Source organism: Lonepinella sp. MS14435, assembly GCF_042485795.1.
Taxonomy (GTDB): domain Bacteria; phylum Pseudomonadota; class Gammaproteobacteria; order Enterobacterales; family Pasteurellaceae; genus Lonepinella.
In genome coordinates this window covers 778,627-799,140 of record NZ_CP169368.1, presented here as the reverse complement: position 1 = coordinate 799,140, position 20,514 = coordinate 778,627, and the positions used below count along the sequence as shown (strand labels likewise).

Genomic DNA, 20,514 nt, shown 5'->3' with positions numbered 1-20,514 from the left:
TCTATACATATTCTTCAATCTCACCAGAAGAAATGCTTACCAACAACCCCAACACTTCATAATGACTAGTATGTGGAAACATATCGAATAGTTGTATTTTACGAAGTTGGTAATGGCTTAATTCGGCTAAATCTTTTCCCATGCTCACCGCATTACAGCTGGAATAGAGAATAAATGGCGGTTGCATTTGATTGAGAAATTGGGCTAACGGCTTGCCAATACCTCGTCTTGGGGGATTGACGATGACTAAATCAGGCTTCGTTTGTTGATCCTTTAGAGCAAAATTAGCCGCATCGAGGGATTGAAAATTGACATTTTTTAGACCGCACTTTTCTGCCGATTTTTTCGCCGCTTGAATGGCAGACGGTGAAATTTCAATGCCAGTTAATTCAACATGCGGATTTTTCTCGCTAAGTGCTTTCGCACAATGTAAACCAAATCCGCCTACGCCACAAAACAAATCCCACAGCGAATTAACGGGAAAATCTTTTATCCACTGTTGAGCTGTCGCATAGAGGTTTTCTGCCACGGTTGGATTGGTTTGGAAAAAACCTTGTGGACGAATAAATAGCGGAATGTGGTTAAATTGTTCTTCTAACACTTGCTGTTCAGTGAGAAAAATTTCTTTTTCGCCCTCTAAAATCGCCGCATGCTGGGGTTGAATATTCGCGGTAATTACCTTTAACTGCGGTAATTTTGCTTGTAATTTCGCTAATTCTCGTTGAATTAACGCAATCTTGTTTTCAGAGCGTAATACAAAACGCAACATCAATTCGCCGTTATAACGGCTTTCGGTAAGTAAAATAAATTTCAGTTCGCCCTTTTGTTTCGCTATGTTGTATGGCACTAACCCTGCACGTCCAATAAAGTCTTTGAGAATAGGAAAAATATTGACAAAATGGGCTGGATAAAGCTCACAATCCGTTAAATCTACCGCTTGATTTTGCTCATTGACAATGCCTAAAATCGGGCGTTCCACCGCCCCTGACACCACCATTTTGGCTTTATTGCGAAACGCTGTCAGTGGTGATGGAAAAGGTGCAAACCAAGCGAGTTTTGACAGATCTAATTTAGCCAGTTGTTGTTTTAGATGCTCTTGTTTTTGGTGTAATTGTAATGGATAGTCGTTCGCTATCCATTGACAAGACTGACATTGTTGAGCTTGATAATGCTGACAATTAATCATCATTAGATTTTACATTCCAACCAACGCTGTTGAAATGCAGTCAATACTTTGTGATTTCTTAACCAACGTTCGGTTTTAGTCAGTTCATTCCACGAAAAAGATTTTTGCTTAAATAGTGAACGTAAACGCTGTTGACGTTGCTCAAAGTGCGGTGCATTTTCTCGCAGTTTTAGCGTGTCTAACACTTGCACCACGCCATCAGGTTCGTTACATAACAATAATAAATCACAACCTGCTTGCAAGGCTTTTTCGCTACGCTCTACAAAATCGCCCATAAAGCCTGCCCCTTTCATGCCTAAATCATCGGAGAAAATCGCCCCTTGAAAAGCGAATTGTTGGCGAAGAATGGTCTGTAACCAGTAACTTGAACCGCTGGCTGGTTGGTTATCACATTGCGTATAAATAACATGGGCTGGCATAATCGCATCAAGCAAATTGTTGGCAATCAACTGTTGAAAAGGCTGAATATCTTGCTCAAAAATCACCGCACTTGGACGCTCATCATAAGGCGTTTCTAAATGACTATCAGCGATAACGTGACCATGCCCGGGGAAGTGTTTGCCTGTGGTCGCCATGCCTGCTTGTTTCATACCTTGGATAAATGCCGTGGCAAGGCGAATGGCAGGTTCAATATCACCACTAAAACTACGATCGCCGATGGCTTTGCATTGATGCCCTAAATCTAGCACTGGAGCAAAACTTAAATCAATATCCAGTGCCGTCATTTCTGCTGCCATTTGCCAGCCGCTTTCTAAAGCAAGATGTTGTTGTTCTTGATGATTAGAACAAATTTCGGTAAAAGATTGCATGGCAGGTAGTTGGGTAAAACCGTCACGGAAACGCTGTACCCGACCGCCCTCTTGATCCACGGTGATCAATAAGGACTTTTTCACTCGTTGCCGAATATCTTTAATCAGGGCTTGAATTTGTTCACGGTCGTAAAAATTGCGACTGAATAGAATTAAGCCTGCGACTAAGGGGTGTTCTAGCAGTTCCACTTCTTCTTGGGTAAGCTGTTGACCTTTTAAATCAATAAGTAAAGTTGACATAGTTATTTTAATTGTAAATATAAACGATAATTCACACTTTCAGGTGTTGGCTTACTCAAATTAATGGCTTGCTTTTGTTCAGGAGCAAGCAATAAATTTGCCCGATATTGTTCTTGTTGTAAGCTCACAGGTTGCGTCACGCCGTTTTGATCATACCAAAATACGTCATATTGAACGTTAATATTTTGATTTGATTTATTTTTTACCCATGCGGATTGAGCGGTTGCATTAGCATCAATCAATGGGTTAAGTTCCGCCGTAATATTTAAAATCGGGGCATGAGTATAAACTAATGACGGCTGGCTTGAACTACAGGCGACTAAAAAAAGTGCGGTGCAAATTAACAGAATTTTTTTCATGTACTCGCCCTATTTTGCCAACATTCTGCCGAGCGGTTCACCGCCAACTAAGTGCATGTGAATATGAAATACTTCTTGTCCGCCATGTTTATTGCAGTTCACAATTAAACGATAGCCATCTTCCGCAATACCCTCTTGTTCGGCAATTTTGGCTGCTACGGTAAATAACCGTCCTAAAGCAATTTCATCTTCTGTGGTTACATCATTGACGGTTGGAATCAATTTGTTCGGAATGATTAAAATATGGGTGTTGGCTTGTGGTGAAATATCACGGAAAGCGGTGACTAATTCATCTTGATAAACAATATCCGCTGGAATTTCTTTACGAATAATTTTGCTGAAAATGGTTTCTTGTGGCATAGTTTTGTCCTCTATAAAATTGGGTAAAATTGTACCGCACTTTTCACCAAAAAATTATCAGAAAATGGAAAAAATAGCAATTTTTAAGCGGTTTTGTTAATGGTTTGTTACAAGGCTGTTATACTTTTTGATCTAAAACAAATTTTCTATCAGCTTTCATGAAATTTCTTTGCTTTTCATCAGGATTTATTCGTATAATTAACAAAATTGATAAAATTTCAAAAAATGTTTAAGTTGCTGTTTTATTTAGTAAGCGAGTTAAATAATAAAATAATATGATGAAATCTGAAGAAAATATCTCAACAGTAATGGCAAGTCCTGCTCAAATGGCTCAAATAGGTGAAGATGCAGGGGCGTATAAAGCCAGCAAAAATCAATTCTATTCTTTCTTATCTGCCATTTCCGCAGGTGCACTTATTGCTCTAGCATTCGTTTTTTATACTACTACGCAAACTGGTAATATTGGCACATCTTGGGGCTTAACCAAATTAGTCGGTGGTCTGGTATTCTCTGTCGGCGTTATTATGGTGGTGGTGTGTGGTTCTGAATTATTTACCTCTTCTACGATGACAATAGTGGCTCGTGTTGGAGGCAGAATTAATACCTTGCAAATGTTACGCAACTGGATTGTGGTCTATTGTGGTAACTTTGTAGGGGCGATTTTTATCGTGTCGTTAATTTGGTTTGGTGGTCAGTTAATGGCGGCAAACGGTCAGTGGGGCTTAACCATTTTGCAAACGGCGCAACATAAAATTCATCATACTTGGATTGAAGCCTTTTGCTTAGGTATCTTGTGTAATATTATGGTATGTATTGCAATATGGATGGCGTATGCTGGCAAAACCCTGACGGATAAAGCCTTTATTATGATTTTACCGATCGGTTTATTTGTGGCATCAGGCTTTGAGCATAGTGTGGCGAATATGTTTATGATTCCCTTAGGTATTTTAACTGCTCATTATTCTTCGCCAGAATTTTGGCAAATGATTAACATTGATCCAGCACTATTTGCTGATTTAGATGTCTATCATTTTATAGTGAAGAATTTAATTCCCGTTACTTTAGGTAACATTGTGGGTGGTGGTATTTGTATTGCGTTAATGCAATGGTTTACCAATCGACCACATTCACATTAAGCTGTAATTTGTGGTAGTTTATGTTTATAGTAGTTTCGTGGTAAAAATAATCGCAGTTAAAATTATTTTTATATTGTTAAAAGTTTATTTATTAGAGAAGGAAATTATCCAATGACTCAATTAACAGAAAATCAACAAAAAGCGTGGCAAGGTTTTGTCGCAGGTGACTGGCAAACTGAAGTAAATGTACGTGATTTTATCCAAAAAAACTATACTCCGTATGAAGGTGACGAATCTTTCTTAGCAGAAGTTACCCCTGCAACAGCGACCCTATGGGCAGATGTGATGGAAAAAATCAAAGTGGAAAATGCCACTCACGAGCCGTATGACATCGACTGTGACACTCCGTCCACCATTACTTCACACAAACCAGGTTATATTGACCAAAAATTAGAAAAAATCGTGGGTTTACAAACTGATGCACCTTTAAAACGTGCGATTATCCCTTACGGTGGGATCAAAATGGTTAAAGGTTCATGCCAAGTTTATCGCCGTGAATTAAACCCTGAAGTTGAACATATCTTTACTGAATACCGTAAAACCCACAACCAAGGGGTATTTGATGTTTACACACCAGATATTCTACGTTGCCGTAAATCAGGTGTAATTACTGGTTTACCAGATGCTTATGGTCGTGGTCGTATTATCGGTGACTACCGCCGTGTTGCCTTATACGGTATTGATTTCTTAATGAAAGATAAATTTAAACAATTTAATTCATTACAACCACGTTTAGAAGCAGGCGAAGACATTCAAGCCACTATTCAATTACGTGAAGAAATTGCTGAACAACATCGTGCATTAGGCAAAATCAAAGAAATGGCAGCAAGTTATGGTTTTGATATTTCAAACCCAGCAACTAATGCACAAGAAGCCGTACAATGGACTTACTTCGCCTATTTAGCGGCGGTTAAATCACAAAACGGTGCAGCAATGTCATTCGGTCGTGTGTCTTCATTCTTAGATATTTATATTGAACGTGATTTGCAAGCAGGTAAAATTACTGAACAAGAAGCACAAGAATTAATCGACCACTTAGTGATGAAATTACGTATGGTGCGTTTCTTACGTACTCCAGAATACGATCAATTATTCTCTGGCGACCCAATGTGGGCAACTGAAACATTAGCTGGTATGGGCTTAGACGGTCGTACCTTAGTGACTAAAAACAGTTTCCGTATTTTACACACTCTTTACACCATGGGACCGTCACCAGAACCAAACTTAACTATTCTTTGGTCTGAACAGTTACCAGAAGGCTTCAAACGCTATTGTGCCAAAGTGTCTATTGATACTTCATCTGTACAATACGAAAACGATGACTTAATGCGTCCTGACTTCAACAATGACGACTATGCGATTGCGTGCTGTGTATCACCAATGGTGGTCGGTAAACAAATGCAATTCTTCGGTGCGCGTGCAAACTTGGCAAAAACCATGCTTTATGCGATCAACGGTGGTATTGATGAAAAATCAGGTATGCAAGTAGGTCCTAAAACTACACCAATTACCTCTGAATACTTAGAATTTAATGAAGTAATGGATCGTATGGATCACTTTATGGATTGGTTAGCCACTCAATATGTAACTGCATTAAATATCATTCACTTTATGCACGATAAATATGCTTATGAAGCCTCATTAATGGCATTACATGATCGTGATGTTTATCGTACCATGGCGTGCGGTATTGCTGGACTTTCTGTGGCAGCAGACTCTTTATCTGCGATTAAATATGCCAAAGTCAAACCAATTCGTGGCGATATCAAAGATAAAGACGGTAACGTAGTAGCAAGCAATGTGGCAATCGACTTTGAAATCGAAGGTGAATATCCACAATTCGGTAACAACGACAGCCGTGTAGATGATCTTGCGGTGGATTTAGTTGAACGTTTTATGAAGAAAATCCAAACCCATAAAACCTACCGCAATGCAGTACCAACACAATCTGTGTTAACCATTACCTCTAACGTGGTTTATGGTAAGAAAACAGGTAACACCCCAGACGGTCGCCGTTCAGGTGCGCCATTCGGACCAGGTGCAAACCCAATGCACGGACGTGACCAAAAAGGTGCGGTAGCGTCCTTAACGTCTGTGGCTAAATTGCCATTTGCTTATGCGAAAGACGGTATTTCCTATACTTTCTCTATCGTACCAAATGCGTTAGGTAAAGATTATGAAGCACAAAAACGTAACCTTGCGGGCTTAATGGACGGTTATTTCCACCACGAAGCCACTGTGGAAGGCGGTCAACACTTAAATGTGAACGTATTAAATCGTGAAACATTGCTAGATGCGGTTGAACACCCTGAAAAATACCCACAATTAACCATTCGTGTTTCAGGTTATGCGGTACGTTTCAACTCATTGACTCGTGAACAACAACAAGATGTGATTACTCGTACGTTTACGGAAGCGATGTAATCACAGCAAAGCCCTGCACTTGTGTGCAGGGTTACGATAGTGACGATGCTCCGCATCTGATTATAAGCTACGTAGTAACGACCACATGCTTAGCCTAGTACGCCAGTGCTAGGCTTTTTTGCTATTTATGCGTATAATAAACCCAATAATTTAAAGATATAAATCCATTTACTATGCAACTAATACGCAGTATTCATCATTTTCCACGTAATTTTTCCCCTTGTGCCTTAACCATCGGCAATTTTGACGGCATTCATTTAGGGCATCAAAAAATCTTAACACATCTGAAAGAAAAAGCTCGGGCGTTAAATTTACCCACTGTCGTGATGATTTTTGAGCCACAGCCTCGGGAATATTTTCAAGGGGAAAAAGCACCAGCAAGATTAATGCGATTACGAGATAAGTTACATTACTTTCAACAAGCTGGCATAGATTATGTAATCTGTGCTAAATTTGACCGCACTTTCGCAGAACAAACCGCACAAGATTTTATTAGTGAATTATTAGTCAATAAACTCAACGTAAAATTCTTAAGCATTGGCGATGATTTCCACTTTGGGCAAGCCAGACAAGGCAATTTTGCTTTACTCCAACAAGCAAGCCAAAAATACAGATTTGAAGTAGAAAATAACCGCACTTTTTGCTTAAATGAATTACGTATTAGCAGTTCTGCCATTCGACAAGCGTTAGCGGAAGATAGACTAGCTGATGCAGAAAAATTGCTAGGCAGACCTTATTGTATCTGGGGAAAAGTGATCCATGGTCAAAAACTCGGACGTACCCTAGGTTTTCCTACGGCAAATATTCACTTACATCGCCAAGTCAATCCCATTAAAGGGGTATATGCGGTGCAAGTGAAATTAAACTGCGGTCAAATTGTGCAAGGTATTGCCAATATCGGGCAACGTCCAACTGTACAAGGTCTGATACAATTATTAGAAGTTCATCTATTTGACTTTGACCAAAATTTGTACGGACAAAATATTCAAGTGGAATTTTGCTATAAACTGCGTAATGAAATAAAATTCGCTTCTCTTGAGGCATTAAAACAACAAATTCAGCAAGATGCAGATATTGCTAGAGCTTATTTTTATTCAAAATAAGTGGATAAATAAAAGTGCGAGAAAATACAAAAATTTTCACCGCACTTTTATCTCTAATCACGAATAAAATTAATAATAAGAATGCTCACCACGTTGGTGTTCAGTCACATCTTTTGCCCCTTTTAATTCATTCGGGAACATTTCTACTAATTGTTTCTCTACACCGTCTTTTAAGGTGACATCCACCATTGAACAGCCATTACAACCACCGCCGAATTGTAACACTGCATAGCCGTCATCTGTCAGCTCTATCAAGGTAATCCGTCCACCATGACTGGCTAATTGTGGGTTAATTTGAGTTTGAATGACATAGTCCACGCGTTCAATTAGCGGTGCATCATCTGATACCTTACGCATTTTGGCATTAGGTGCTTTTAAGGTTAATTGAGCACCTAATTCTTCTGTAACATAATCAATTTCTGCATCTTCCAAAAATGGCAAACTGACTTCATCCACAAAGGCAGAAAAGGTATCATATTGTAATTCTGTATCTGTATCTTCTACCGCATTGGCTGGACAATAAGACACGCCACATTCTGCACTGGGTGTACCAGGATTAACCACAAAAATACGAATATTAGTACCCTCTTCTTGCTGATCTAATAATTTACGAAAATGAGCCTGTGCGGCTGCTGAAATAGTAATCTGTTGCTCCATGTTCTTTCCTTAATCTAAGCGATTTTGTCGGAAATGATACGCTGAGATCGCTCTTTATGCAAATTTTATGTGCGTGCCAATCCCCAGACTTGAATATGTTGTACGCCCATTTTGCGTAATTGTTTAGCAATTTCATTCATGGTTGAACCTGTGGTAATCACATCATCAAGAATACAGACCGATCTATAATTGCATTGTTTTAGTTTATTTTGCACCATAAACGCATTTTTTAGATTGTTACGCCGAGCTTTAGCGGTTAAACCTCGCTGGCTGTGAGTGTTTTTAGTGCGTAACAAAAGATCTTCTCGCACGGGAATATTTAACCAGCGAGCCAGCCATTTTGCCAGTAATGCTGCTTGATTATAACCCCGCTGCCAGTGGCGAAAATGATGTAATGGAACGGGTAAAATCACATCAGGCAAAGATAAAGCATGAGTACGTCTTGCATTTCGTACAGCTAAATAAAGCAAGCGTGCTAAACTCCGATCTAACCAAAACTGCCCTTGGAATTTGAAACGATGAATCAAGGTAGATAAAGGTTCGGAATAACGTCCGATAATCACCATCTGTTGCCATGCTGGTTCTTGCTGTAAGCATCTACCACAACGCAATTCATCACGAGTTAATTCCGCCCCACAGCAACCACAATACGCAAAACGGTAAATCTCTGCATTACAACGGCTACATAAACCATGGCAACCTATTGCTAATTTTTGCTGACATTTCACACAACTAAAGCCAAACCAGTTCATTTTATTTTATTCTTGATATTAATTTGTGATATTCTTGTTAAAAATCCAAATAATCACAAATAGCAACTGAAATATTTGGAATACAAATCACAAAAATTTTATTTTATTAATATAAAGGAGTATAAAATGGCTGATCCACATATCAAGTCACCAATGGACTTTTTAGACTATCTCACAGTATGTTTATATCGCACCGGATTTATTCTGGCGGCAATTTTCACCGCACTTCTCCCCTACTACGAATTTGCTCAAATTGGTATTTTAGCGGCGGCGTTGCTTTGTGCTTCATCATTGCATATTTATCTCAAGAAATTCCGCTTGTTATTGCAATTTGCCACGTGGTTAGCACTATTTTTCCAGATTATCGGGCAAACAGAACTCGCATTGGGAGCGGCATTAGTAACACTAGGTGGGCTTTGTTTTAAAGAATATTTTTGCTTCCGCATTTTTGCGTTAAATCTAATGCCGATTTTTGTGGCATTATTATGGTTGACTAAAGTCGCTGAAATAACTATCGGATTACAAATTTTGTCTGTTATTTGCACCGCACTTTTTGCCGTATTAGCGATTCAAAAATGGCGTATGCCATTGCATTTTGATATCGGAGATAAGGGAAAATATCAAGTCTAACAATTAATTTAGCTCCCTAGCAAGGGAGCTAAACCATTAATCAATTAACCCTGTTTGGTGAAGAAAACGATAAATTCCATCTCGTTCAATATGATCGGTTTCGAAATCCGCAACGGCTTTCAATTCATCACAAGCATTGCCCATTGCCACCCCTACACCAACGGTACTTAACATTTCCAAATCATTTAAACCATCACCAAATGCCATCGCATTTTCGATAGATAAATTCAAATGTTTAAGTAAATGCAAGATACCACGTGCCTTAGAACCTTGAGCATCAAATAAATCGACTGATTGTTCATGCCAACGAACCGTTTTTAGCCCCTTTAGAACCCCAGAATTTGCCACTAATTGATCTTTGCTTTCATCATAAAATGGCAAAATCTGAAATACATCATGTGTCTGGTAATAGTTTTTATCAATATGGTAATCCGTTTGCAATGGATCTAACGCACTACGCACTTGATCAGTAATTGCTGATACAGCTAAATGTTCGTTTGACACAAAGGTATAATCAAACCCAACAGATTCAAAAAATGCGACTACTTCTGTAATCTTTTGTGGTGGAATCGGTAGCTTATCCACTACGTTGCCCTGATGTACCACATATTGTCCATTCATGGTGACAAAAGTATTCATTCCTGCTTGTTTGACTAATGCTTTGATTTTAGGTGGAAAGCTACAAGGTGATCGCCCTGTGGCAATAGCCGCAATAATCCCTTTTTGTTGTAATTTTTGAATGCTAGGCAATACGCTTTCAGGTAAGAAATCTTTATCTTTAACAATGAGTGTTTCGTCAATATCAAAAAATACGATTTTAATTTGATCGCTTAAATTAGGTAAATTCATATAAAATCCTTGAACTCTTGATTAAAATATCCCATTATTATGAATGAATTTGGACTTATGGTTAAGTATTATTATTTATTATAGGAGCATAAAATGACACAAGTAACATTAGCAGGAACTCTCATTGAAGTAAAAGGACATTTCCCACAAGTTGGTGAAACAGTTGAAAATTTAGTTTTTACTAACACTAAACTAGAAGACGTTGCTTTAAGCGACTTTGCTGGCAAACGCAAAATCTTAAATATTTTTCCAAGTATTGATACAGGTGTTTGTGCTACATCAGTACGCACTTTTAATCAGAAAGCAGCAAATTTAGCGAATACTGTAGTGCTTTGTATTTCTGCCGACTTACCTTTTGCTCACGCTCGTTTTTGTGGAGCGGAAGGTATTGAAAACGTGCAAACGCTATCCACTTTCCGTGATAAATCTTTACACACTAAATTGGGCGTAGATATTGCCAGTAGCGGTTTAGCAGGATTAACTTCTCGTTCAGTCATTGTGTTAGATGAAAATAACAAAGTATTGTATTCTGAATTGGTGAGTGAAATTAAAAATGAACCAAACTATGAGAAAGCATTAGCGGTTCTGTAAAAATAAGCCACAGAGTGGCGTAACTATACCTAACCCCGTACGCCAGTACGGGGTTATATAGTGATGTATCTTATCTACATTAATCCAACTGCCAAACCCCATTTACCGCTGTATTTTCTACTTTAAAATCATTCGTAAATACAGTCAAGTTAGCAATTTTTCCGACTTCAATAGAACCAAGTTTATCATCTACACCGATTGCTCGAGCAGGATAAAGGTTACACATTCTCAAACTTTCATCTAACGAAATACCCACTTCTTTCACGGCATTTTCGACACTTTCAATCATCGTAATTGATGCCCCTGCAATGGTATTATTCGCATCATAACAACGACCGTCACGAACATAGATAGGTTTTCCTACAAAAGTAAATCCTTTAATATCTGAACCTGCTGCTGCAATAGCATCTGTCACAATACAAAGTTTATCCCCCTTAGCTCGTTTAGCGATTTTCACATTACCAAAATTAACATGAATACCATCCACGATAATACCAGCATAAACATCATCAGAATCCAACACCGCACCAACTACACCCATAGCACGACCAGAGCTAATTGGTGACATCGCATTATGTAAGTGCGTTGCAAAAGTAATCCCTTTTTTGAAAGAATCTTTTGCCACATCATAAGTTGCATTAGAGTGACCGATAGACACCACAATACCAGCTTTCACAAAATCAGGCACATAATTTACAGTTGGGTTATCCGCTGCTAAGGTAAGTTTAGTAATCACATCTGCATTAGCACAAAGAAAATCTTTCATTTCAGGGGAGATTTCACGAATATATTCAGGGCGATGTACACCTTTTTTCTCAATACTTAAATAAGGACCTTCCAAGTGTAAACCTAAGGCTTGGTTTTGGTGTTTATCCAAATATTCTCGCATAATTTGCACCGCAATTTTCATATCTTCATCTGGTGAAGTAATAAACGTTGGTAAATAGCTGGTGGTCCCTGAACGAACGTTAGTTTGTTGCATAATTTCAAGGGTTTCTACGCTAGTTTGATCATTAAACATCACACCACCGCAACCATTTAATTGTAAATCAATAAATCCAGCTGTAAGGTTATTACCTTTTAAATCAAAATGTTGAATATCATGCGGTAAATGTTCTTGGCGAACAATATCCACAATTTTGTCATTGTCAACTATGACTGAGTGACCATACAACACATCATAGCCTGTATAGATCACGGCGTTCGTTAAAGCGTATTTCATTTTATATTCCTTAAAAGCGTTTAGGGTGTAAAAATATGTAGTTATTAATCAGTTAGTCATTGACTACTGAATGAATAGCTCGGGCTTCCAACTCAGTAAAATATTTCACTGTTTTTACTTTTAATTCCTGAGTCGCTGGCTCATCACACACCAAAATATAATGACGATGTTGTTGCAACGCACTGATTGTCCAGAAATGGTTCACTGAACCTTCCACGCCTGCTTGTACAGCAAGAGCTTTATTATGCCCAGTGGCGAGAATCATCACTTCTTCCGCATCTAATAATGTGCCTACACCGATAGTTAAGGCATATTTTGGTACTTTATTCACATCATTATCAAAGAAACGGGAATTGGCAATCAGTGTATCTTGAGTGAGAGTTTTAATTCTTGTACGTGATGCGAGTGACGATGCTGGTTCATTGAACGCAATATGACCGTCATTACCGACACCACCCATGAAAAGATTAATTTTACCATAGGACTTAATTTTTTCCTCGTAACGGCGACATTCCGCATCATGATCTTCGCTGTTACCATTTAGAATATTGATATTTTTTTCTTGAATATCAATATGATTGAAAAAATTATTATACATAAAACTGTGGTAGCTTTCAGGGTGTTCTGCTGGCAGATCAACATATTCGTCCATATTAAATGTGACCACATGTTTAAAGCTCACCTCTCCAGCTTTGCATAAAGCAATCAGTTCTTTATAAGTAGCTAAAGGGGTGCCGCCCGTTGGTAAACCTAAAACAAATGGACGTTGTTCGGTCGGATTAAATTGATTGATACGATCCACAATATGACGTGCAGACCATTTTGCTACTTGTTCAGCATTTTTTAATGGAATTAAACGCATATTAGCTCCTTAAGATATTTGGGGTTAGCCCCCCTCAGGGCTTCGCCCAGCTCCCCCCGCAAGCAGGGGGAGCGAAAAATATTTGCTTGTTTTATTGTTCTTTCCCCCTACTCACGAGAGGGAGAAAAACATAAACACTTATTTGTTTTATTGTTCGCTCCCCCACTTGCGAGAGGGAGAAGAACGTAACCACTTGTTTGTTTTATTATTCGCTCCCCTGCTTGCAAAAGGGAGAAGAACGTAACCACTTGTTTGTTTTATTGTTCGCTCCCCTGCTTGCAAAAGGGAGAAGAACGTAACCACTCGTTTGTTTTATTGTTCGCTCCCCCTGCTTGCGGGGGGAGCTGGGCGAAGCCCTGAGGGGGGCTACCCCAAAAACTGCGGTCTAAATTTTCTTATTTTTATTTAAGAAACGTTTCATACAACTCTTTGGCACGAACTAATTGTGCATCAGTGGCTTTCGCTGTCATTGGTTCACGACAATAACCCGCATCTACACCTTGTAATTTCAAGATTTCTTTGATCGTTAGGTATAAACCATTCGCCAAAATACCTTCAATTAAATCGTTAGTAACGTGTTGAATTTCTAATGCTTCTTTTACTTTACCTGATTGAGTTAATTCAAAAATTTGTCTTGCACGTAAACCGTTCACGTTGAAAGTTGAACCGATCGCACCATGCACACCTAAAGATGCAGCAGGTACCATCATTTCGTCAAAACCAGCCCATATTAATTTTTCTGGATAAGCCTTACTTAAACGTTCTAATAAATAGAAGTCACCAGCAGTAAATTTCACACCTAACACTTTAGGGTTTTTGTAAAGTTCACCGAATTGTTCCACGCCCATATTCACGCCAGTTAAGAACGGAATAGAATAAACAATCATATTATTACCAGTTTCAGCAATAATAGTTTCATAGTAATGTTTAATTTCTGGGAAGCTAAATTTGTAGTAGAAAGGTGTTACTGCTGATAAGCTGTCATAACCTAATTCTGTGGCATATTTACCTAATTCCACCGCTTCTTTTAAGTTTACGCTACCTACTTGAGCAATTAAGGCGACTTGATCTTTGGCTTCATCTTTAGCAATACGGAAGATTTGTTTTTTCTCTTCGGTAGAAAGCATAAAGTTTTCACCAGTAGAACCACCCACATATAAGCCATCTACTTTCATTTTATCAATGTTATGACGAATGATTTGACGCAAACCTTTTTCATTCACTGAACCATCTTCATTAAAAGACACTAATAATGCACTGAAAATACCTTTTAAGTTTTTCATTAAATTTTCTCCTATTTATTCTGTTGTTGCTCAATAACTGCAACAGTTTTTTGTTTAGATTGTTTTGCTTTTTCTTTTTCGGCTTGAACTAATAACGCATAAATCAGATCAAGTACGAATAACTGAGTGATTTGTGTACCCACGGAGTCGCCTTGTAACTGACCTTGGCGATTACCATTATTGAGTACATAATCCGAAACTTTAGTAATCGGCGAACGCAAATTATGGGTAATTGCAACCGTTACTGCTCCTGCCTGTTTCGCAATTTCAAGGGCTTTAGTAGTTTCAGGTGAAGTACCAGAATGACTAATACCAATGACCACGTCCCCTTTTCTCATTAACGAAGCCTGCATATACATAAAATGGTTATTTGTTTCAGCATCAACCTGAAAACCAATACGCATTAATTTATTTTTTGCTCCGTCAGCCACAACACCTGACGAACCTACACCAAACAAATAAATTCGTTTAGCCTTACGCAGTTCTTTTACGACATTACTCAACGCATCAAAATCTAACAAATTAATGGTTTCACCGACCACGTTATTAATAACACTTTGCAACTTACTAGCTATTTCTTTTGGGCTATCCTTTGCCGTAATAGTTGTATCTAATAAATCTGATGACTGTTGACTTTGTGTCGCAAGTTCAATAGCAAAATCCAATTTAAAATCGCTAAATCCTTTAAATCCAAGTGTTCGACAAAAACGAATAAAGGTCGCTTCGCCTACATTTAACGACTTTGCAATTTCAGCTAAAGAAGATTGTGCAATTAATTCTGGTGTAATAAGAATTTGTTCGGCAATACGTTTTTCAGTTTTGGTTAAACTGCTTTGTAATGCACCGATTGTATCTAAAATTTTACTGCTTTCATTAGGTGTAGTGACCATAGTTAATTCCCCTGAATTCCTAAACTAATTACGTTCTAGCTAATGCTATGCCTCCCCAATATGCAGCACCGATTAAACCAGCATCACCTGCATATTTTGCTGTGGTTAATTCACAATGATAAAAATGTGGCATTGCTTGTACATATTGCTTCACTAAAGGTAAATAACCCTCAGCTAATCCCACGCTACCGCCCAGCACAACTTGTTGAATATCAAGTGATATCACCAAGTCAGCCACTAAATTGGCAATAGCCTTGGCAGAACGCTGTACAAGTGCGGTGGCTTTTTCATCATTTTCACGAAATAACGCAAACACTTCTTTTGGCGAACAAGGTTTATCCCATTTTTGTGCATCACGTTCAATGGCTCGCCCAGCTGCAACAGCTTCGACACAACCACGACGACCGCACCCACAAACTTCACCATTCGGATCTGCAAGGCTGTGTCCAATATGCCCTACTACCCCATTTGGTCCTGTTTGCAATTCACCATTTAAAATAATTCCGCCCCCAACTCCCGTGGAAACCACGATAAAAGCAAAATTAGGGACTTTTTTCGAATCAACTTCTTGATATTCAGCACAAGCGGCGGCTTGCACATCATTCAATAAGAAAATCGGTTTATCGGTATGACGGGCAATGCTTTCTTTCAATGGAAATTCAGCCAAGCCACCCAAATTTTTCGGATTAAGTGCGGTTAAAATACCGTTATTTATGATGCCCGTTGAGGCAACAGACACATAATCAAACTGTCCTGCATATTGCTCGACTAAACTTGCTAAAGCCTGATGTAAAGCCTGAGCCGCATTATCTTGTGGGGTAACAATTTGCTGACGTTGTTGGATTTGGTTATTTTCCACTAACGCTGCCGCTATTTTTGTACCGCCAATATCGAGGGCTAAACAACGCATATTAAGCTCCTTTTTATTCGTCTTCGTTACAAAGCCCCCCTCAGGGCTTCGCCCAGCTCCCCCCGCAAGCAGGGGGAGCGAACTTTTTTATTTGTCCGTTACAACGCCCATCAGGGCTTTACCTAGTTCCCCCACAAGCAGGGGGTAAATGTACTTTATTGTTTTATTCTACACTTTGCTCCCCCTGCTTGCGGGGGGAGCTGTCCGCAGGACTGAGGGGGGCAATCCCCCAATACCCCTATCTCGCTGATTTCACCGCATTCGCAAACCAGCTCACAATATGCTCTAAACGGGTTAACGCTGACCCCACTGTCACTGCATCTGCCCCAATTTCAATGGCGACTTTCGCCAATTCAGGGGTGTTGTAACGACCTTCCGCCATCACAAAACAGCCCGCAGCTTTTAAATCTTTGACTAATTGATAATCAGGTTCTTTCGGAATTTCTCCACCAGTGTAACCAGACATTGTACTACCCACAATATCAAAACCTAATTTTTGACAATACAAACCTTCTTCTAAATTAGAACAATCCGCCATCGCCAAACAGCCACACTCATGGATTTTTTTCACCGCACTTTCTATATCCACAGGACGAGGGCGATTGGTGCCATCTACAGCAATAATATCCGCACCAGCAGCAGCTAAATCTTCAATATCCTGCAAAAAAGGGGTGATTCGCACAGGGCTATCAGGTAAATCACGTTTTTTTATCCCTATAATAGGAATAGTAACAAATGGGCGTGTTGCTTTTAGATTTTCAACACCTTCAATACGTAAACCAGATGCACCACCATTTTGTGAGGCTTGAGCCATAGCTGCAACAATTTCAGGTTTGTCCATTGGACCATCATCCACGGGCTGACAAGAAGAAATAAATCCTTTTGAGATTTGAGTAAGCACGTCGGAATGAGATAATTTTGACATATATACTCCGTTTATTTTCTATTTTTAGAATTAATGCTTCATTTATTCGTTAGATTACGCTCTAACGAATAAAATGGCAAGACTTTTTGAGATACTTTATAGGAAATTTTCACACTTTAATCAAAAAGTCCCATATATATGACTCATTATATGCCTAAAAATTTCCAAAAGTGGAGTAAAAATCCAAAAATTTTAAAAGAATTTTTTAATTTTGTGATCTACCTCTCATTTTTGAAATTTAACTTCAAAAATATATTTATTTTTTGATTTTTTTGATCCAGAATGCAAAGCATATTAAAACCACACAGGTTTAATTACATCTCAAACTCAAAAACTCTGACAATCTTTTTAACAGGAGCGTACTTATGAAATTCAATAAACTATTCTTAGCAACATTTTGTGCTGGCGTTGCGGCATCTGCTTTTGCAACTTCTGCATTGGCAGCAGATTACGATTTAAAATTCGGTATGAATGCAGGTACAAGCCAAAACGAATATAAAGCAGCAGAATTTTTCGCTAAAGAAGTGAAAGATAAATCTGCGGGCAAAATCGAAGTGAAACTTTTCCCATCATCTCAATTAGGTGATGACCGTACCATGATGAAACAATTAAAAGATGGTGCGTTGGATTTCACTTTTGCAGAATCTGCCCGTTTCCAAATTTTCTACCCAGAAGCAGAAATTTTTGCGTTACCTTATGTGGTGCCAAGCATTGAATTCAGCAAAAAAGCGTTATTAGAAACCAATTTTGGTAAAGAATTATTACGTAAAGTCCATGATGAACAAGGTATGACTTTATTATCAGTAGCTTATAACGGTACACGTCAAACTTCATCAAACCGTCCGATTAATTCTATTGCTGATATGAAAGGCTTGAAATTACGTGTACCAAATGCAGCAACTAACCTTGCCTTTGCAAAATATGTGGGTGCAGCACCAACTCCAATGGCGTTCTCTGAAGTATATTTAGCCTTACAAACTAACTCTGTAGATGGTCAAGAAAACCCATTGCCAACTATTCGGGCGCAAAAATTCTATGAAGTGCAAAAATATTTAGCAATCACTAACCATATCTTAAATGACCAACTTTATTTAGTCAGTAATGAAACCTTTGCAGATTTACCTGCTGACTTACAAAAAGTGGTGAAAGATGCGGCAGAAAAAGCAGCGGAATACCACAGTAAATTATTCCACGACGGCGAAGCAAACGATATCGCTTTCTTTGAAAAACAAGGTGTAACAGTAACTCATCCTGATTTAGCACCGTTCAAAGCAGCATTAAAACCTTACTATGACGAATACTTGAAAAAGAATGGCAAAGTAGGTCAAGATGCCTTTGATGAATTTTCAAAAATCAAATAATTAACCTCAATGCCCTATTCTCATTTTCCTCTGGTGGGGATAGGGCAAACCTAATGTTTTAATTTCCTTGTATTACTCGACATATCGAGGTATTTATGAAATTTTTTAATAAAATAGAAGAATGGGTTGGCGGAACATTATTGTTCATTGTGTTCCTAATTCTTCTTACCCAAGTCATTGCACGTCAAATCTTTGATTCACCATTAATTTGGTCAGAAGAATTGGCAAGATTGCTGTTTATCTATGTGAGTATGTTCGGGATCAGTATGGCAGTGCGTAGCCAACAACATATTTATCTCGACTTTATCACCAATCTCATGCCACCAAAAGTAAAAAAAGCCACTAATACTTTTGTGCAACTGTTGATTTTTGCTTCTATCATTATTTTTATCCATTTAGGCTTTAAAGTCTGGATTGGGGCATCTTTTGAATTGGTGGCGTTAGAAATCAGTGATAAATGGTTATATGCGGCTCAAGCCTTTATTTCCGTGCTGGTGCTAATCCGTTTCTTACAAGCACAAACTGAAAACTTTACCAATCAAACTTCCTATTTATCCTCCACGGTGTTTGCCATAGGTGCGGTGATTTTATTAGCTCTTTTATTCTTCGCCCCTGATGTGTTCAAAGTGCTTCGTATTTCGCAATATGTGAAACTTGGCGACAATGCCGTTTATTTAGTACTTGTAGTTTGGCTGGTAATCATGTTCTTAGGCACGCCAGTAGGTTGGTCATTGTTTATTGCCACCTTGCTTTATTTCTCTATGACACGCTGGAATATTGTCAACAGTGCCGCCAATAAATTAGTCGATAGCCTAAACAGTTTCTCATTATTAAGTGTACCGTTCTTTATCTTAACGGGGATCTTAATGAACGGCGGCGGAATCACTGAACGGATCTTTAACTTCGCCAAAGCCTTGTTAGGTCATTACACAGGCGGTATGGGACATGTGAATATCGGGGCAAGTTTACTGTTCTCTGGTATGTCAGGTTCTGCCATTGCCGATGCGGGTGGTTTAGGTCAATTAGAAATTAAAGCCATGCGTGATGCGGGATATGATGATGACATCAGTGGTGGTATTACCGCAGCCTCTTGTATTATCGGTCCATTAGTGCCACCAAGTATCTCCATGATTATTTATGGTGTTATCGCTAACCAATCCATTGCCAAATTGTTCGTGGCGGGCTTTGTACCTGGCGTATTGGTCACCATTGCGTTAATGGTTATGAACTACTTCGTGTGTAAAAAACGCGGTTATCCAAGAACACCAAAAGCGACTATGCCAGAACTTTGTGCCGCTTTTAAATCCAGCGTATGGGCAATTTTAACCCCGATTATCATTATTGGCGGTATCTTCTCAGGCATGTTTACCCCAACGGAAGCTGCCGTAGTCGCTGTGGCATACTCCATCATTGTCAGCCGTTTTGTCTATAAAGAATTAACCTTAAAATTATTGTTCAAAAGCTGTGTTGAAGCGGTGTCCATTACGGGCGTAACCGTATTAATGGTGATGACCGTGACGTTCTTCGGCGATATGATCGCACGCGAACAAGTGGCAATGCGTTTAGCTGAAGTGTTTGTAACCGTAGCGGATTCACCATTAACCGTACTGGTCATGATTAACTTATTGTTATTATTCTTAGGTATGTTTATTGATGCCCTTGCATTGCAATTCTTAGTATTACCAATGTTAATTCCAATTGCTCAACATTTTGGTATTGATTTAGTGTTCTTCGGAGTAATGACCTTAATGAACATGATGATTGGTATCTTAACACCACCAATGGGAATGGCGTTGTTTGTGGTAGCACGTGTAGGTAATATGTCGGTATCTACCGTAACCAAAGGGGTACTGCCATTCTTAGTACCAATATTTATTACGCTGGTATTGATTACAATTTTCCCTGAAATCATTACCTTTATTCCAAACTTATTAATGCCAAATGGCTAACATTTAAAAATACATA

The 20,514-nt window shown here is 38.8% G+C and carries 20 protein-coding genes; 7 read left to right on the top strand and 13 right to left on the bottom strand.

From position 1 onward, the window contains the following. Window position 1: 1 nt before the first annotated feature. Genes rlmC through hinT form a run of 4 tightly spaced genes read right to left on the bottom strand, consistent with a single transcriptional unit; the run spans window position 2 to window position 2,954 of the window. On the bottom strand, window positions 2-1,186 hold the full coding sequence (gene rlmC / locus O1Q80_RS03750) for a 23S rRNA (uracil(747)-C(5))-methyltransferase RlmC (protein WP_386696138.1): 1,185 nt from the start codon (window positions 1,184-1,186) through the stop codon (window positions 2-4). Between the two features lie 2 nt (window positions 1,187-1,188). Further along, window positions 1,189-2,235 (bottom strand): beta-N-acetylhexosaminidase, encoded by a 1,047-nt coding sequence (gene nagZ / locus O1Q80_RS03745; RefSeq protein ID WP_386695752.1) that lies wholly within the window; start codon window positions 2,233-2,235, stop codon window positions 1,189-1,191. A 2-nt stretch (window positions 2,236-2,237) separates the two neighbouring features. Further along, window positions 2,238-2,594, bottom strand: a complete 357-nt coding sequence (locus O1Q80_RS03740) for a YcfL family protein (RefSeq protein ID WP_386689467.1) — start codon at window positions 2,592-2,594, stop codon at window positions 2,238-2,240. A 9-nt stretch (window positions 2,595-2,603) separates the two neighbouring features. Beyond that, window positions 2,604-2,954 (bottom strand): purine nucleoside phosphoramidase, encoded by a 351-nt coding sequence (hinT, locus tag O1Q80_RS03735; protein WP_386689464.1) that lies wholly within the window; start codon window positions 2,952-2,954, stop codon window positions 2,604-2,606. Between the two features lie 278 nt (window positions 2,955-3,232). Here hinT and focA point away from each other — a divergent pair, with 278 nt between their 5' ends. The 3 genes from focA (at window position 3,233) to ribF (ending at window position 7,617) form a co-directional block, all read left to right on the top strand. Next, the gene (gene focA, locus O1Q80_RS03730) at window positions 3,233-4,090 is read left to right on the top strand and encodes a formate transporter FocA (RefSeq protein ID WP_386696137.1); all 858 of its coding nucleotides are present in this window, start codon (window positions 3,233-3,235) and stop codon (window positions 4,088-4,090) included. A gap of 111 nt (window positions 4,091-4,201) precedes the next feature. After that, on the top strand, window positions 4,202-6,514 hold the full coding sequence (gene pflB, locus O1Q80_RS03725; protein ID WP_386689462.1) for a formate C-acetyltransferase: 2,313 nt from the start codon (window positions 4,202-4,204) through the stop codon (window positions 6,512-6,514). A 173-nt stretch (window positions 6,515-6,687) separates the two neighbouring features. Then, window positions 6,688-7,617 (top strand): bifunctional riboflavin kinase/FAD synthetase, encoded by a 930-nt coding sequence (gene ribF / locus O1Q80_RS03720; protein WP_386695751.1) that lies wholly within the window; start codon window positions 6,688-6,690, stop codon window positions 7,615-7,617. 69 nt (window positions 7,618-7,686) lie between these two features. Here the strand turns inward: ribF and nfuA are convergent, their stop codons facing one another. Together nfuA and O1Q80_RS03710 are read right to left on the bottom strand one after the other, a co-directional pair. After that, on the bottom strand, window positions 7,687-8,274 hold the full coding sequence (gene nfuA, locus O1Q80_RS03715; protein WP_386689458.1) for a Fe-S biogenesis protein NfuA: 588 nt from the start codon (window positions 8,272-8,274) through the stop codon (window positions 7,687-7,689). A 65-nt stretch (window positions 8,275-8,339) separates the two neighbouring features. Beyond that, on the bottom strand, window positions 8,340-9,026 hold the full coding sequence (locus O1Q80_RS03710; protein ID WP_386695750.1) for an amidophosphoribosyltransferase: 687 nt from the start codon (window positions 9,024-9,026) through the stop codon (window positions 8,340-8,342). A gap of 126 nt (window positions 9,027-9,152) precedes the next feature. On the opposite strand from O1Q80_RS03710, the gene O1Q80_RS03705 reads away from it, so the two are divergent. Next, entirely contained in the window at window positions 9,153-9,656 is a 504-nt protein-coding gene (locus tag O1Q80_RS03705) for a DUF2301 domain-containing membrane protein (RefSeq protein WP_386689454.1), read from the top strand. 36 nt (window positions 9,657-9,692) lie between these two features. Here the strand turns inward: O1Q80_RS03705 and O1Q80_RS03700 are convergent, their stop codons facing one another. Next, a complete protein-coding gene (locus O1Q80_RS03700; RefSeq protein ID WP_386692498.1) occupies window positions 9,693-10,505 on the bottom strand; it encodes a Cof-type HAD-IIB family hydrolase in 813 nt (270 codons plus the stop codon). 93 nt (window positions 10,506-10,598) lie between these two features. Between O1Q80_RS03700 and tpx the strand changes: the two genes are divergently transcribed. Then, on the top strand, window positions 10,599-11,096 hold the full coding sequence (gene tpx / locus O1Q80_RS03695) for a thiol peroxidase (protein WP_386689450.1): 498 nt from the start codon (window positions 10,599-10,601) through the stop codon (window positions 11,094-11,096). A gap of 79 nt (window positions 11,097-11,175) precedes the next feature. Here tpx and nagA read toward each other — a convergent pair whose 3' ends face one another. The 6 genes from nagA to O1Q80_RS03665 all read right to left on the bottom strand — a co-directional run bounded on the left by nagA (window position 11,176) and on the right by O1Q80_RS03665 (window position 17,188). Next, window positions 11,176-12,318, bottom strand: coding sequence for an N-acetylglucosamine-6-phosphate deacetylase (gene nagA / locus O1Q80_RS03690; RefSeq protein WP_386695748.1), 1,143 nt, complete (start codon window positions 12,316-12,318; stop codon window positions 11,176-11,178). Between the two features lie 52 nt (window positions 12,319-12,370). Further along, complete coding sequence (nagB, locus tag O1Q80_RS03685) at window positions 12,371-13,180, bottom strand: glucosamine-6-phosphate deaminase (protein WP_386695747.1); 810 nt, start codon at window positions 13,178-13,180, stop codon at window positions 12,371-12,373. 401 nt (window positions 13,181-13,581) lie between these two features. Beyond that, a complete protein-coding gene (nanA, locus tag O1Q80_RS03680; RefSeq protein ID WP_386689442.1) occupies window positions 13,582-14,463 on the bottom strand; it encodes an N-acetylneuraminate lyase in 882 nt (293 codons plus the stop codon). A gap of 11 nt (window positions 14,464-14,474) precedes the next feature. Then, window positions 14,475-15,353, bottom strand: a complete 879-nt coding sequence (locus tag O1Q80_RS03675; protein ID WP_386695745.1) for a MurR/RpiR family transcriptional regulator — start codon at window positions 15,351-15,353, stop codon at window positions 14,475-14,477. Window positions 15,354-15,381: 28 nt separating this feature from the next. Further along, window positions 15,382-16,263, bottom strand: a complete 882-nt coding sequence (locus tag O1Q80_RS03670; RefSeq protein WP_386695744.1) for an N-acetylmannosamine kinase — start codon at window positions 16,261-16,263, stop codon at window positions 15,382-15,384. 238 nt (window positions 16,264-16,501) lie between these two features. Further along, window positions 16,502-17,188 (bottom strand): N-acetylmannosamine-6-phosphate 2-epimerase, encoded by a 687-nt coding sequence (locus O1Q80_RS03665; protein WP_386695742.1) that lies wholly within the window; start codon window positions 17,186-17,188, stop codon window positions 16,502-16,504. Window positions 17,189-17,553: 365 nt separating this feature from the next. Between O1Q80_RS03665 and O1Q80_RS03660 the strand changes: the two genes are divergently transcribed. Next, window positions 17,554-18,549: a sialic acid TRAP transporter substrate-binding protein SiaP gene (locus O1Q80_RS03660; protein WP_386695741.1), complete on the top strand. Its 996-nt coding sequence runs from the start codon at window positions 17,554-17,556 to the stop codon at window positions 18,547-18,549. A gap of 95 nt (window positions 18,550-18,644) precedes the next feature. Further along, the gene (locus tag O1Q80_RS03655; RefSeq protein WP_386695739.1) at window positions 18,645-20,498 is read left to right on the top strand and encodes a TRAP transporter large permease subunit; all 1,854 of its coding nucleotides are present in this window, start codon (window positions 18,645-18,647) and stop codon (window positions 20,496-20,498) included. The last annotated feature ends 16 nt before the right edge of the window (window positions 20,499-20,514 follow it).

Coding starts and splice junctions, on each gene's coding strand:
- O1Q80_RS03660 (WP_386695741.1), top strand. CDS start 17,554: ATGAAATTCAATAAACTATTCTTAGCAACATTTTGTGCTGGCGTTGCG.
- nfuA (WP_386689458.1), bottom strand. CDS start 8,274: ATGGAGCAACAGATTACTATTTCAGCAGCCGCACAGGCTCATTTTCGT.
- O1Q80_RS03665 (WP_386695742.1), bottom strand. CDS start 17,188: ATGTCAAAATTATCTCATTCCGACGTGCTTACTCAAATCTCAAAAGGA.
- O1Q80_RS03705 (WP_386689454.1), top strand. CDS start 9,153: ATGGCTGATCCACATATCAAGTCACCAATGGACTTTTTAGACTATCTC.
- hinT (WP_386689464.1), bottom strand. CDS start 2,954: ATGCCACAAGAAACCATTTTCAGCAAAATTATTCGTAAAGAAATTCCA.
- O1Q80_RS03710 (WP_386695750.1), bottom strand. CDS start 9,026: ATGAACTGGTTTGGCTTTAGTTGTGTGAAATGTCAGCAAAAATTAGCA.
- O1Q80_RS03700 (WP_386692498.1), bottom strand. CDS start 10,505: ATGAATTTACCTAATTTAAGCGATCAAATTAAAATCGTATTTTTTGAT.
- nanA (WP_386689442.1), bottom strand. CDS start 14,463: ATGAAAAACTTAAAAGGTATTTTCAGTGCATTATTAGTGTCTTTTAAT.
- nagA (WP_386695748.1), bottom strand. CDS start 12,318: ATGAAATACGCTTTAACGAACGCCGTGATCTATACAGGCTATGATGTG.
- O1Q80_RS03670 (WP_386695744.1), bottom strand. CDS start 16,263: ATGCGTTGTTTAGCCCTCGATATTGGCGGTACAAAAATAGCGGCAGCG.
- nagZ (WP_386695752.1), bottom strand. CDS start 2,235: ATGTCAACTTTACTTATTGATTTAAAAGGTCAACAGCTTACCCAAGAA.
- focA (WP_386696137.1), top strand. CDS start 3,233: ATGAAATCTGAAGAAAATATCTCAACAGTAATGGCAAGTCCTGCTCAA.
- ribF (WP_386695751.1), top strand. CDS start 6,688: ATGCAACTAATACGCAGTATTCATCATTTTCCACGTAATTTTTCCCCT.
- rlmC (WP_386696138.1), bottom strand. CDS start 1,186: ATGATTAATTGTCAGCATTATCAAGCTCAACAATGTCAGTCTTGTCAA.
- O1Q80_RS03740 (WP_386689467.1), bottom strand. CDS start 2,594: ATGAAAAAAATTCTGTTAATTTGCACCGCACTTTTTTTAGTCGCCTGT.
- O1Q80_RS03675 (WP_386695745.1), bottom strand. CDS start 15,353: ATGGTCACTACACCTAATGAAAGCAGTAAAATTTTAGATACAATCGGT.
- pflB (WP_386689462.1), top strand. CDS start 4,202: ATGACTCAATTAACAGAAAATCAACAAAAAGCGTGGCAAGGTTTTGTC.
- tpx (WP_386689450.1), top strand. CDS start 10,599: ATGACACAAGTAACATTAGCAGGAACTCTCATTGAAGTAAAAGGACAT.
- nagB (WP_386695747.1), bottom strand. CDS start 13,180: ATGCGTTTAATTCCATTAAAAAATGCTGAACAAGTAGCAAAATGGTCT.
- O1Q80_RS03655 (WP_386695739.1), top strand. CDS start 18,645: ATGAAATTTTTTAATAAAATAGAAGAATGGGTTGGCGGAACATTATTG.